Genomic DNA, 11,817 nt, shown 5'->3' on the forward strand with positions numbered 1-11,817 from the left:
TCATGCTCCATGGAAAAAAAGTAATTGTGGTTTTACCTGCATATAATGCTGCGCGAACTCTGCAGCAAACCTATCTCGAAATTCCATTTGATATAGTGGATGATATTGTTTTAGTCGACGATGCCAGCCGTGATGATACGGTGCAGGTTGCACATGACCTCGGTATTCAGCATATTATTGTGCACGAAAAAAATAAAGGCTATGGCGGAAATCAGAAATCCTGCTACGATCATGCACTGCAACTCGGTGCAGATATTGTGATTATGCTTCACCCCGATTACCAGTATACACCTAAGCTTATTCCTGCCATGGCTTCTATTATTGCTGAAAATTTATTTCCTGTGGTCCTTGGCTCCAGGATACTCGGGCGTGGGGCAAGAAAAGGTGGCATGCCTATGTATAAATATTATTTCAACCGCTTGCTTACTCTTATTGAAAATATTTTAATTGGTCAGAAGCTTTCAGAATATCACACAGGTTACAGGGCATTCAGCAGAAACGTATTAACAAGCATCTGCTATAGAAATAATTCTGATGATTTCGTATTTGATAATCAAATGCTTTCCCAGATTTTTATGGCGGGGTTTGAAATAGGAGAGGTTACCTGCCCTACAAAATATTTTGAAGAGGCATCCTCTATTAATTTCAGCAGAAGCGTAAAATATGGATTAGGAGTATTGTCTACCAGTGTGAAGCACTTTCTGCATAAGCATCACATGGCAAAATTCCGCATTTACAATAAGCAATAAAATGTTGCCCATCAGGTAAGTTTTTGATTAAACACGGAATGTTGGCATACTATACAGATACTATTTTTTTGCTTTCTGCAATTTCTGAAATATTTTTTTAAAAAAAGCAATATAGGATTCAGCATTAAAAAGCATAGAATCATTAGTTGCTTTGTAAACAAGAAAAACGGATAGTGGTAACAAAATAAAAGTAGAAAACCACATACCTTCAAAGGGGGTCATTACTTTTTGTTTAGCAAACTTTTCTCCCATAATCGAAAGCACATAGAAGATAACAAAGAAGAAAACGGATACCACAAATGGTAATCCAAGGCCACCCTTACGGATAATGGCACCTAACGGTGCACCTATTAAAAATAATACGAAGCAGGCCACAGATAATGTAAATTTCCGTTGCCATTCCACCTTGTATTTTATCAGCAATTCCTGCTGTGCTTCTGATTCTTTTTCAGAAATAGTAGCATAACCCTTTATACTTCTTGCATTTGAAAGGGCTCGGGAATAAATTACCGAACTATCCGTTAATGATTTAAATGTATCGGTAGCAGAGGCAGATGCAAGGCTGTCCAGATTATTCCGGCTGAAGGAAAGATAGGGTCGGGTGTATTCCTGAAACTGTCCAAACCGCTTGTTTAGCTGCATCCGTATGGTATCCATAGAACTGGTAAGCTGTTTCAGGTTTTGCATCTGATAATTATCCTTAAATAGATTTTCATCGGTTCTGGTAAGGTTGAATTCAGACAGATCAAATACTTTTTTCCATTCTTTAAACGCTACACGAACCTGCTCATAATTTTTTCCTTTGTGGATAGTTGGACTCATTTCCTCGAATTGATGACCATCATAAAGCTCTAAAACCATGTACCGTTTGTCGGAGGTCAAATACATGGCTCCTTTATCAGCAGTTATTACATTATCATTTCCCCTGCCACTGGTATGATCATAGATCAAAATATCATGTATGGTGCGGTTGTCTCCCTCCTTTTTTCCTACTCTTATACTGTAGCCATCAATCTCATTATAAAAAACACCTTCTCTTATATTTAAAGCAGGGCGTTGCTGACGGATATCATAAAGCAATGAACCAAACTTCAAATTTGCCACCGGCAAGGCATAATTAGCAAAAGCAAGTGCTGCAGCGCTTAAGAAGATTGATACACCTATTAACGGAGCAATAATGCGCATAAGCGACATACCTGCAGATTTCATGGAAGTCAGCTCATAGTGCTCTCCGAGTGTTCCAAGGGTCATAATAGAAGAGAGTAGAACGGCAAGTGGCATCGCTAAAGGAACCATACTTGCAGAAGCATAAAAAAGCAGCTGAGCAATAATATAACTTGGCAAGCCTTTACCTACCATATCGTCCACATATTTCCAGAGGAACTGCATCACCAGCACAAAAAGGGTAATAAAAAATACCGCGATAAAAGGCCCCAGGAAAGTATTCAGTAAAAGCTTGTCTGTTTTTTTCACCTATATTTCGCCATATGGAAAACAGTTCAAAGATATGGCTTTCTGCAGGCGAGATTGATATGCTTGGCCAAAGAGATTTTTTCTTAACCAAAAAAATTATTATTGAAAAAATATATCATCAGTTTGCTATATTAATTGAAGAAACGAAAAGACAGGCTATTTTTATTAATGCAACGTTTCCGGAAGGCTCTGATAGCAGCACGGGAAAAATCTCTAAAGGCGAAAACTACATGGGTTTCCCTTATCAGATTCTTGATTTTCCAAGATTTTTTTCCGGTGAAAACATTCTTGCAATACGAACCATGGTTTGGTGGGGTAATTTCTGCAGCTGTACATTATTGTTATCTGGCAACTCTTTGTTGCAGCATGCCTTTAACCTCCGGAAAAGTTTCCTTAAACTAAAGGAAAATGATTTTTATGTAAGTGTTAGCGACTCACCGTGGCATCACCATTTTAACAGGGAAAATTTTATTGCAATCAATGAACTAAGCGAAGAAACCTGGATTAGGATAATTGATAAAAATATTTTTATAAAGATTGCCCGTAAAATACCCATTGACCGGATAAATGAATTAGTGACTTTTTCAATAAACAGCTTTAGAATTTTTGCAGCCTTACTTACAAGTCATTAAAATTTAGATAAAGGGTCCGGGGGAAGGGCAGTTTAAATTTGTTACAATCCTCCCAATCGCATTTTTAATTCCTGGAGCTGGCTTTCCCAAAGCTGCCTTGCATCCTTTAATTCTTGTGGAGTGCTGAAATCGGTAATCATTAAAACCGTATCTCCTGTAATTTCTGTAGTCTGGATTTTAAATTCAAAGTATTCCTCTTTTGGGCTATCCTGCCACCGAAACCGGATCATTTCATTTTCCCGCTTGTCGATCATTTTTGCTTTTTGCGGAATCCCATCCCATACAAAAGTATATTCATTATGAAAAACATCTACTTCGTCGGCAAACCATTGCGCAAGCCCGGAAGGTGTGCTTAAAAAGTCATATAAAATCATGTGTGAAGAATTTATCACAAACTCCAATACGTATTTATTATTCTTCGTTGACGCAGCTTTCATCACACGGTTATAAAATAGTGGGAAAAATTTAAAAGTAACTTTTCCAGTCAAATAAAAAAAAATATTTGGGAAAATATCAATATATTAACCTTTGTTTTAATAAGAAGGAAACGGATTTTAATTTTTTGAGCTCCGTTATATCAGCTGGTATACAGGAATATTACTCGTGTCTGACAGCATGTACGGCCTGAATATCCGATACCATTTTTACGTATATTTGGCTCGTTTCCCGAAAAACTCCACCGCATGCGTCAGCTAAAAATTACAAAATCAATTACCAATCGTGAAAGCCAATCCCTGGAAAAATACCTTCAGGAGATTGGCAAAGTTGATCTGCTAACACCGGAAGAAGAAGTCGATTTAGCAAAAAAAATTAAGCAAGGCGATCAGAATGCCTTAGAAAAATTAACCAAAGCTAATCTCCGATTCGTGGTGTCAGTAGCAAAGCAGTATCAGAATCAGGGTTTATCACTCAGCGATCTGATAAATGAAGGTAACCTTGGCCTCATCAAAGCAGCTCAGCGGTTTGATGAAACAAGGGGATTTAAATTTATTTCGTATGCAGTATGGTGGATTCGTCAATCTATTTTACAGGCCCTTGCAGAACAGAGCCGTATTGTTCGCCTTCCACTCAATAAGGTGGGTTCACTCAACAAAATTAACAAAGCTTTCTCTGCCCTTGAGCAGGAATTTGAAAGAGAGCCATCGTCTGATGAGTTAGCAACAGTATTGGAAATAAATGCTGAAGAAGTGGAAACAACATTAGGTATTGCATCCCGGCACATTTCGGTGGACGCTCCTTTCGTAGAAGGTGAAGATAACTCACTGCTTGATGTGCTCGAAAATCCTAATTCTTCCCAAACGGACGAGGCCCTTAATTACCGGGAATCCCTGGGAAGAGAAATTGATAGATCACTTTCCACTTTAACCGAAAGACAAAAAGATGTAATTAAACTTTACTTTGGAATAGGTGTTGAACATCCTATGTCACTTGAAGATATAGGCGAAAAATTTGCTCTTACCCGTGAGCGCGTACGGCAAATAAAGGACAAGGCAATAAACAAGCTTAGGAGTGCTTCCCGTAGTAAGCTTCTTAAAAGTTACTTAGGGCAGTAAGTATTAAACAATACAGTTGAAAACCCTGTTCCATCTGTTTTGGGCCGGGGTTTTTAATTAAGCAAAAAATACAAATCCATCTCTACACTAAATAATTATCTGAAATGTTTGAAAGTTTATCAGATCGCTTAGACAGTGCTTTTAAAACTCTGAAAGGGCAAGGCAGAATTTCAGAATTAAATATTGCAGCAACCGTAAAAGAAATACGCCGTGCTCTGGTAGATGCTGATGTAAACTATAAGATAGCAAAAGAATTCACGGATAAAGTAAAGGATAAGGCACTTGGTGAAAAAGTATTAACGGCTGTATCACCCGGCCAGCTCATTGTAAAAATTGTGCAGGATGAATTGGTTGAGTTAATGGGTGGTGGAAAAGAAGATATCAATCTTAAAGGGAAGCCGGTCGTGATCCTGATGGCCGGACTGCAGGGTTCTGGTAAAACAACATTTTCAGCCAAGCTTGCAAATTATCTGAAAACAAAACGAAACAGGTTACCCTTTTTGGTGGCTTGCGATGTTTACCGGCCGGCTGCTATAGAACAATTAAAAGTTCTGGGGAGTCAAATTGGGGTTGAAGTATATTCCGAAGAGGGAAATAACAATCCGGTGCAAATTGCAGAGAATGCCGTTAAACAGGCGAAGCTAAAAGAGTTTGATACCGTAATTGTTGACACCGCCGGGCGCCTCGCAATTGATGAACAGATGATGGATGAGATAGCGCGTTTGAAAAAAGTATTGCAGCCTCAGGAAGTCCTGTTTGTAGTAGATTCTATGACCGGCCAGGATGCAGTAAATACTTCCAAAGCGTTCAATGAACGGCTGAATTTTGACGGTGTGGTGCTTACCAAGCTGGATGGTGACACACGCGGGGGTGCTGCGCTTTCAATAAAATACGAGGTACACAAGCCCATAAAATTTGTTTCCACAGGAGAAAAGCTGGAACAGCTGGATATTTTTTATCCTGAAAGAATGGCACAGCGCATTCTTGGAATGGGTGATATTGTTAGTCTGGTTGAAAAAGCCCAGGAACAATTTGATGAAAAGGAGGCAGAACGGCTGCAGAAAAAAATCCGGAAAAATCAATTCGACTTCAACGATTTTTTACAACAGCTTTCACAGATAAAAAAGATGGGAAACGTTAAAGACCTGATGGCTATGATTCCCGGAATGGGTAAGGCGATAAAGGATATTGATATCAGCAATGATTCATTTAAAAAGATTGAAGCAATCATTTTGTCCATGACGCCTCAGGAACGTGAAGATCCTGAATTATTGAATGGTGCAAGAAGAAAGCGAATAGCCATAGGCAGCGGCAATTCCATCCAGGAATTAAATCAATTTGTAAAACAATTTGATGAGATGAGAAAGATGATGAAGCACTTCAATAAAATGAGCTCCATGAAACGACCTATTATGCCGGAGCGCCATTAATTTACTGTTAAAATGATTTGTTAATTCAATACAGAAAGACCTAAGTCAAATTAATATTTATATTTGCGCCTCATTATTAACCCCATAAAACTTTTTCTAAAGTACAATGGCTGTAAAAATCAGATTACAAAGAATGGGTAGGAAAAAAAGACCTTTCTACCACATCATCATTGCAGATTCACGCTCACCCCGTGATGGTCGCTTTATAGAGTCCATTGGCACCTACGACCCTACTACTGTTCCTGCAACCATCGATATCAATAAAGATAAGGCGCTGGAATGGCTTCAAAAGGGAGCACAACCTACAGATACACTGCATAAAATTCTTTCTTTTAAAGGAGTTTTATACCATAAACATCTGCTTCGTGGAATTAAAAAGGGTGTTCTTACACAAGAAACTGCGGACCAAAAATGGATTGAATGGGAAGAATCTCATCGCAATGCCATTATGGATGCAAAAGAAAAAGGGATTAAGGGTGTGAAGAAAAAGAAAGGCAAGAAAAGCGAAACCGCTGCTACACCGGCATCCTGAAAATATTACACAAGAATTTTAATAGAATTCTGATTTAATTAGCTCTCCCTCTCCCCTGTCTTCAAACATAGTTTCACAATTCCGGAATGGTTCCTTATTTTTATTTATGGAACAGGATTCATTAATTAAGATTGGGCATCTGAATAAAACGTTTGGCCTTAAGGGTCATATTCGTGCTTTTATTGAACCAGGAATTTTATCACGGCTAAAAAAACTTGAAGTAATTTTTCTTAATAAACAAAACAACCTGCTGCCCTTTTTTACCGATGAAGCAGATCTTGATCCATCAGGACATTGTATGCTTCACTTTGAGGAAGTAAAAGATAAAACAACAGCAGATGGGTTGGTTCGAAAAGAAATTTTTATTGATGAAAAATATCTTAAGAAATTAAAACCCTATCAGCGCCTTGCAGATTTTATAGGCTTTAAATTATCTGATGAAAAATATGGCGAACTGGGGATTTTAGAGAATATTATCGAGCTGCCTCAGCATGAATTAGGACAATTTATTTACAATAAAAAGGAAATTTTGTTTCCGTGGATCAAGGAAATTGTATTAAGAATTGATAAGCGGAAAAAAGAAATAAGAGTTCTTTTGCCTGAAGGGTTAATGGATGTTTACCTTTAACATAGTCATGAAACGTGCTAAAACCGGACTGAATGAAACACGGTAATGTGCAAAGTTTAAGAGAGGCAATAGACGAAGTACTTAATACGTACCAGCTTAAAGAAAGAATAAATGCAGTATCACTGGAGCAGAACTGGGAACTACTGTTCGGAAAAACCATTGCCCGATACACAAGGAAAATATTCATTTCTGATCATAAGCTTTTTCTTACCATTGAATCCGCTCCGCTTCGTGAAGAGCTCATGTATTCCAAAACAAAAATGATCGCCATAATCAATGAAAGAATTGCAGAAAATTTTATTACAGAAATTATTATCCGGTAACCACCTTATAGCTGAAACAGCTAAAAAACACTTTACGCTTTCAGTTTTTCTTTAAATACTTTTTTCAGCTTATTTATTTTTGGAGCAATTACGAACTGGCAATAAGGTGCTTTCGTGTTTTGATCGAAGTATTGCTGATGATAATCTTCAGCCTTATAAAATTCCGGAAGCGGCGAAATTTCTGTTACAATGGGCCTATCAAAAGCTTGTGCGGCATCCAGTCTTTGTCTAAACTCTTCTGCCAATTTTTTTTGTTCTTCATTGTGATAAAAAATCACGGAGCGATATTGAGTACCCTTGTCACCGCCTTGCCGGTTAAGTGTAGTAGGGTCGTGTGACTGCCAGAATACTTCCAGCAAGTCTTCATAACTGATTTCATCAGGATAATAAATTATTTGTGAGACTTCTGCATGCCCTGTCCTGCCGGTACATACTTCCCGGTAGGCAGGATTTTTAATCGTTCCTCCTGCATACCCGGAAGTTACATTATCAACACCTTTCAGATTTTGAAAGATAGCTTCCGTACACCAGAAGCAGCCCATGCCGAAAGTGGCAGCTTCAATTTTTGACGAAACCTGTCCATTATTTACATCGTTATTTTCCATAAGCAAATTCATAGATAAATCAACAATAATATTGCATTCTTAATCCGAGTCTGTTAATACACTAAATGCAGTAATAGTTCCCTGGACTGTAATGCTGATCAGTAGACGTCATTTTCCTGGGGTAAATCTCCAATGTTGTTATCGCCTCGTTTCGATCTTTCATTTTGTTTATCATTATTTCCAAACCTATAGCTGAATCCAAAAAATAAAATACGGGATTCCCGCTTGCGCGTAATTTCCTGAGAAAAATAGGGCTGATCTACAGTAATCCTGAATTCACGCGTATTGAAAATATCAGAAAGCCGTGCCGTAATTGCGCCTCTTCCTTTCATAACCGTTACCCTGGTCGAGAGATCACTGGAAAAGACAGGTCTTCTGGTGCCCTGAACAGTAACACCTGTGCCATTATAAAATGCAGTAAGCTGGACATTTAACTGTTTCATGAAATTCATGTTCGATATAATTTTTGCAGAATAGCTGATATTTTTATTGACAAGACCCTGGCCAAGGTTTTCTGCATTTCGGATGGAACGGAAGCAATTAAAAGTGGCTACGAGGTTCCACCAGTTATAGGTTGCCCAGTTTCCGGTAAGCTCTGCTCCGTAGTCAAGGTTGTACTTATAATTCTGAAAGGTTACGGTGTTTACATTATTTGAATCAACACTGATAAAGCGATTGATCGCATCCTGGGTATAGTGAAGATAGAGCGAAGGCGTAAAGGAACTGGAAGAGAAGAATTGGTTGTATGAAAGCTCTAAAGAATGTATGTATTCAGGTCTGAGCTCAGGATTGCCTTTTGTAATGTTGAAGAGATCACTGTAATCTACCAAAGGATTTAGCTGCATCAGCATCGGACGATTGATACGGCGGCTGTAAGATAGCTGTGTTGAAACCTTATCATTAAATCTTCGGGTTACATTGACACTTGGAAAGAAGCTAAAGTAGTTATGGGTGAAGCTTGCGTCATTTGCTTCCTGATGGCCTTTTGTATTTGTTTGCTCTAAACGTAATCCCATTTGAAAAAGATATTTACTTAATCCAAAAGAATAAATTCCGTAGGCAGCGTAAGTGTTTTCATTGAAGCGAAAATCATTTTCACGTGCCGGATTTGAAATCCATTCGTTGTTAACGGTATCAAGATAAGAATAGGAAGAGCTGGTCTCGATTTTTCTTATGGTGGTTTTTATTCCTGTTTCTAATTTAGTTTTATTGGAGAAGGGTTGTGCATAATCCGCTTGCCAGTTCCAGATATTAGAGTTATTGCCGAAAGGATCAGTATAAAAATAAGGCAATGCAGCGGAGGACGTAAAATCGGTATTATACGGTTGCCACTGATTTGCTGATTCCTGATTTCGTTTGGAATTGTTATAGGTAATAGTAGATGAAAGAATTTGGTTTGGGTTGGAAAATGTTCTGCGATAATCTAAAGAATAATCTATTCCTGAACCCTTAATAGTGTCCTTTGTATAGACGTAAGTCAAAAGCCGCAGTATGTTTTCTGCGTCCGACTGAAAGTCTGTGGCAACCGCATCTGACTTATTCCGATCCCATTCCGGTGTTATGGTTGCAGTAAAGGTATTTCGAAGGTCAGGCAAAAAAGAAATTCCGGTCTTTACCAGCTGGGATTGATTTTTATTGGTAGAATGACTGTGTTCCATAAAAAACGGCAAAGAGTCACTTAAAAAATTTTCTTTTGTCCAGTCATTATGAGAACCGGAATGATCAATTCGTGCACTGTAATTCAAAAACAAGTTCCATTTTTTTGTCCTGTAGCCAATGTTGACTGTTCCATTATATTTATCTCCTGTTCCTGCATTTAAAGAAACCAGGCCGCTGAATCCCATCAGCTTATTTTTTTTCAAAACAATATTGATAATTCCTGCAGTTCCTTCGGGGTCATATTTTGCATTTGGATTCGTCATCACTTCAATGCTCTCAATAGCACTTGCAGGCAGTTGCTGCAGAATGGATTGATCACCAGTTAATGTAAGGCTAGAAGGCTTTCCATCAACCATGATGTTCACATTTTCATTGCCACGCAGGCTCACTTTTCCATCTACATCCACTGTAACCGATGGAATGTTTTGAAGCACTTCCGCGGCGGTGCCGGTGGAAGATGAAATATCCTTACCCACATCATATGTTTTCTTCTCAATGCCGTTTCGGTAAATGTCACCCGCTGTTACCTGTACTTCTGCCAAAGTGTTTGTTACAGGCTCCAGCTTGATCAGCTTTAAAATAACCTGCGGTCTGTCTGAAGAAAGGCGTATGGTATCGATGAATTTATTCTGGTATCCTATATAGGTTATCTTGATCCGGTATACTCCTGGTGAAAGGTGATCCATCATAAAATTACCTTTATCATTGGTGCTGCTGCCGGTTACTAATGAGGAGTCGCGGATATGCTGAAGAAATAAAGTGGCAAGTTCCAGCGGCAAGCCGGTTTTTGCATCCACTACTTTTCCGGTTATAACGCCAGTCTTTAAAGTATCACGATGAAAGGAAGCTGACTGGGCTTTTACAGAACCATAAAATAAAATGGTAAGGATAGAAAAAATCAAAAAGGGCTTTATCATAGAACGTGATGCCGGCAAAATTCTGAACTGCAGCACTCAATACCAAATAATAGTTAGAGCAGTGCTTCATGAGGAACCTTTGTATCAACTTATGTTTTTTTACCCTTGCCCTGTCTCGCTTGAGCTTAGCGTTAGATGCTGGAGAACAACTCTAAAAGTTTGGTGTTATGAAATATTTGCGGGTGATAATAATTTTTGTACATAAAGTCCTAAATAAAAACTTCTGCTATACCTAATCTTTTACAGGCACTGGCGATGAACCATTACGTGCTGACAAATTTCTTAAATTTGGGCGTTAAAACTTAGGACATGACAAAACAAGCAATCATTGAACGGACGGTAAAAGCGATTAGCCAGTTACCGAAAGAAAAGGCGGAAGAAATCTTAGATTTTGCTGATTTTGTGAGTAAGCGTTATGATGAACATCAATTAACTCAAGGCATACAAAAAATGGCTGGAAATAGCCAGGCTTTTGACTTCCTAAATAATGAAGAAGACCTTTATTCTATAGAGGACCTAAAAGAAGTGTATAGTGGCTAAAGGTGACATTGTACTTATTACTTTCCCATTTACTGACCTAAGTGGCAGCAAGATGCGACCAGCTGCCGTTCTTTTCGACACCAGTCTCGACCTTACTGTTTGCTTTATTACAACACAGATTGGGTGGCAAGAACCGACAGACGTTTTGCTTACGCCAAGCAGCAGTAATGGACTTAGAAAACAATCACTCATACGAACAAGTAAAATTGCAACGTTAGACCGCACATTAGCCAGGGGACTTTTAGGCATCTTAACGCAAACAGATCTAGGAGACTTAAATAACAAATTAAAAATTTTGTTCCAATTATCTTGACAAAAAGATCTCAACGGATGCAAGTATTGTTTGCGTTCTGATAAATGTTGGAAAGGGAATGAATTTTTCAAATATGCGCTGCTACATATTAAGAAACGTTTCATCACCGTTCCTGGTCTCGTATTTGTCAAGCGCTTCTTGTAATTTATTTTTATTTTCCGTTTTTATCGCCTTCTGAATGCATGATTCAATTCCTTCAATCATTTTTTCTTCTAGGTCCACTGTGTTTCTTAGATCGAAATCGTCACTTTGAATTATTCCTTCCGGAGAATGCCATTCGATATAGCTCCCGGTATAACCGTTGTTTTCAATTTGCACAATACTTGCAACATGCCAAACCCATGTAGGAAATGAACTATTTAGTTTATCTTTCAACTCTGCTACATTTCTGGTAATTGCATCATATTGCTCTTTAGTGGTGTTTGAGTACATAAATTTTTGAGTCTATTGATTTTTTCTTTTT

14 protein-coding genes are annotated in these 11,817 nt (G+C 38.3%); 9 read left to right on the forward strand and 5 right to left on the reverse strand.

What is annotated here, in order from left to right; all coding sequences use genetic code 11:
• Nucleotides 1-2 precede the first annotated feature (2 nt).
• Nucleotides 3-749 carry a glycosyltransferase family 2 protein gene (locus H0W62_05335; protein ID MBA3647962.1) on the forward strand — a complete coding sequence of 249 codons (747 nt, stop codon included), beginning with the start codon at nucleotides 3-5 and terminating at the stop codon, nucleotides 747-749.
• A gap of 60 nt (nucleotides 750-809) precedes the next feature.
• Here H0W62_05335 and H0W62_05340 read toward each other — a convergent pair whose 3' ends face one another.
• Nucleotides 810-2,222, reverse strand: a complete 1,413-nt coding sequence (locus H0W62_05340) for an LptF/LptG family permease (GenBank protein ID MBA3647963.1) — start codon at nucleotides 2,220-2,222, stop codon at nucleotides 810-812.
• Between the two features lie 14 nt (nucleotides 2,223-2,236).
• On the opposite strand from H0W62_05340, the gene H0W62_05345 reads away from it, so the two are divergent.
• Nucleotides 2,237-2,854, forward strand: a complete 618-nt coding sequence (locus H0W62_05345) for a hypothetical protein (protein ID MBA3647964.1) — start codon at nucleotides 2,237-2,239, stop codon at nucleotides 2,852-2,854.
• A gap of 41 nt (nucleotides 2,855-2,895) precedes the next feature.
• Here H0W62_05345 and H0W62_05350 read toward each other — a convergent pair whose 3' ends face one another.
• Nucleotides 2,896-3,228 carry a hypothetical protein gene (locus H0W62_05350; GenBank protein MBA3647965.1) on the reverse strand — a complete coding sequence of 111 codons (333 nt, stop codon included), beginning with the start codon at nucleotides 3,226-3,228 and terminating at the stop codon, nucleotides 2,896-2,898.
• A gap of 309 nt (nucleotides 3,229-3,537) precedes the next feature.
• Here H0W62_05350 and H0W62_05355 point away from each other — a divergent pair, with 309 nt between their 5' ends.
• From H0W62_05355 to H0W62_05375, 5 genes are all read left to right on the forward strand, one after another.
• Nucleotides 3,538-4,407 (forward strand): RNA polymerase sigma factor RpoD/SigA, encoded by an 870-nt coding sequence (locus H0W62_05355; protein ID MBA3647966.1) that lies wholly within the window; start codon nucleotides 3,538-3,540, stop codon nucleotides 4,405-4,407.
• Between the two features lie 104 nt (nucleotides 4,408-4,511).
• A complete protein-coding gene (ffh, locus tag H0W62_05360) occupies nucleotides 4,512-5,837 on the forward strand; it encodes a signal recognition particle protein (GenBank protein ID MBA3647967.1) in 1,326 nt (441 codons plus the stop codon).
• 106 nt (nucleotides 5,838-5,943) lie between these two features.
• Nucleotides 5,944-6,369, forward strand: a complete 426-nt coding sequence (rpsP, locus tag H0W62_05365) for a 30S ribosomal protein S16 (protein MBA3647968.1) — start codon at nucleotides 5,944-5,946, stop codon at nucleotides 6,367-6,369.
• Between the two features lie 106 nt (nucleotides 6,370-6,475).
• Nucleotides 6,476-6,997: a 16S rRNA processing protein RimM gene (gene rimM, locus H0W62_05370; protein MBA3647969.1), complete on the forward strand. Its 522-nt coding sequence runs from the start codon at nucleotides 6,476-6,478 to the stop codon at nucleotides 6,995-6,997.
• A gap of 32 nt (nucleotides 6,998-7,029) precedes the next feature.
• Nucleotides 7,030-7,320 (forward strand): DUF721 domain-containing protein, encoded by a 291-nt coding sequence (locus H0W62_05375; protein MBA3647970.1) that lies wholly within the window; start codon nucleotides 7,030-7,032, stop codon nucleotides 7,318-7,320.
• 32 nt (nucleotides 7,321-7,352) lie between these two features.
• Here H0W62_05375 and msrA read toward each other — a convergent pair whose 3' ends face one another.
• Together msrA and H0W62_05385 are read right to left on the reverse strand one after the other, a co-directional pair.
• A complete protein-coding gene (gene msrA, locus H0W62_05380; GenBank protein MBA3647971.1) occupies nucleotides 7,353-7,925 on the reverse strand; it encodes a peptide-methionine (S)-S-oxide reductase MsrA in 573 nt (190 codons plus the stop codon).
• Nucleotides 7,926-8,023: 98 nt separating this feature from the next.
• Nucleotides 8,024-10,501 carry a TonB-dependent receptor gene (locus H0W62_05385; protein ID MBA3647972.1) on the reverse strand — a complete coding sequence of 826 codons (2,478 nt, stop codon included), beginning with the start codon at nucleotides 10,499-10,501 and terminating at the stop codon, nucleotides 8,024-8,026.
• Between the two features lie 309 nt (nucleotides 10,502-10,810).
• On the opposite strand from H0W62_05385, the gene H0W62_05390 reads away from it, so the two are divergent.
• A complete protein-coding gene (locus H0W62_05390) occupies nucleotides 10,811-11,041 on the forward strand; it encodes a hypothetical protein (protein MBA3647973.1) in 231 nt (76 codons plus the stop codon).
• Nucleotides 11,034-11,354 carry a type II toxin-antitoxin system PemK/MazF family toxin gene (locus tag H0W62_05395; GenBank protein MBA3647974.1) on the forward strand — a complete coding sequence of 107 codons (321 nt, stop codon included), beginning with the start codon at nucleotides 11,034-11,036 and terminating at the stop codon, nucleotides 11,352-11,354. Before H0W62_05390 ends, H0W62_05395 begins: the two co-directional genes overlap by 8 nt.
• 81 nt (nucleotides 11,355-11,435) lie before the next feature.
• Here H0W62_05395 and H0W62_05400 read toward each other — a convergent pair whose 3' ends face one another.
• Nucleotides 11,436-11,786, reverse strand: a complete 351-nt coding sequence (locus H0W62_05400; GenBank protein MBA3647975.1) for a hypothetical protein — start codon at nucleotides 11,784-11,786, stop codon at nucleotides 11,436-11,438.
• Nucleotides 11,787-11,817: the final 31 nt, after the last annotated feature.

Source organism: Chitinophagales bacterium (assembly GCA_013816805.1).
In the GTDB taxonomy this organism is placed as follows: Bacteria; Bacteroidota; Bacteroidia; order Chitinophagales; family UBA10324; genus MGR-bin340.

What these genes read in the sequence shown, in the direction of transcription:
- ffh (MBA3647967.1), top strand. Translation starts at nt 4,512, where the DNA reads ATGTTTGAAAGTTTATCAGATCGCTTAGACAGTGCTTTTAAAACTCTG.
- H0W62_05375 (MBA3647970.1), top strand. Translation starts at nt 7,030, where the DNA reads ATGAAACACGGTAATGTGCAAAGTTTAAGAGAGGCAATAGACGAAGTA.
- H0W62_05400 (MBA3647975.1), bottom strand. Translation starts at nt 11,786, where the DNA reads ATGTACTCAAACACCACTAAAGAGCAATATGATGCAATTACCAGAAAT.
- rpsP (MBA3647968.1), top strand. Translation starts at nt 5,944, where the DNA reads ATGGCTGTAAAAATCAGATTACAAAGAATGGGTAGGAAAAAAAGACCT.
- H0W62_05345 (MBA3647964.1), top strand. Translation starts at nt 2,237, where the DNA reads ATGGAAAACAGTTCAAAGATATGGCTTTCTGCAGGCGAGATTGATATG.
- H0W62_05335 (MBA3647962.1), top strand. Translation starts at nt 3, where the DNA reads ATGCTCCATGGAAAAAAAGTAATTGTGGTTTTACCTGCATATAATGCT.
- rimM (MBA3647969.1), top strand. Translation starts at nt 6,476, where the DNA reads ATGGAACAGGATTCATTAATTAAGATTGGGCATCTGAATAAAACGTTT.
- msrA (MBA3647971.1), bottom strand. Translation starts at nt 7,925, where the DNA reads ATGGAAAATAACGATGTAAATAATGGACAGGTTTCGTCAAAAATTGAA.
- H0W62_05355 (MBA3647966.1), top strand. Translation starts at nt 3,538, where the DNA reads ATGCGTCAGCTAAAAATTACAAAATCAATTACCAATCGTGAAAGCCAA.
- H0W62_05350 (MBA3647965.1), bottom strand. Translation starts at nt 3,228, where the DNA reads ATGATTTTATATGACTTTTTAAGCACACCTTCCGGGCTTGCGCAATGG.
- H0W62_05390 (MBA3647973.1), top strand. Translation starts at nt 10,811, where the DNA reads ATGACAAAACAAGCAATCATTGAACGGACGGTAAAAGCGATTAGCCAG.
- H0W62_05385 (MBA3647972.1), bottom strand. Translation starts at nt 10,501, where the DNA reads ATGATAAAGCCCTTTTTGATTTTTTCTATCCTTACCATTTTATTTTAT.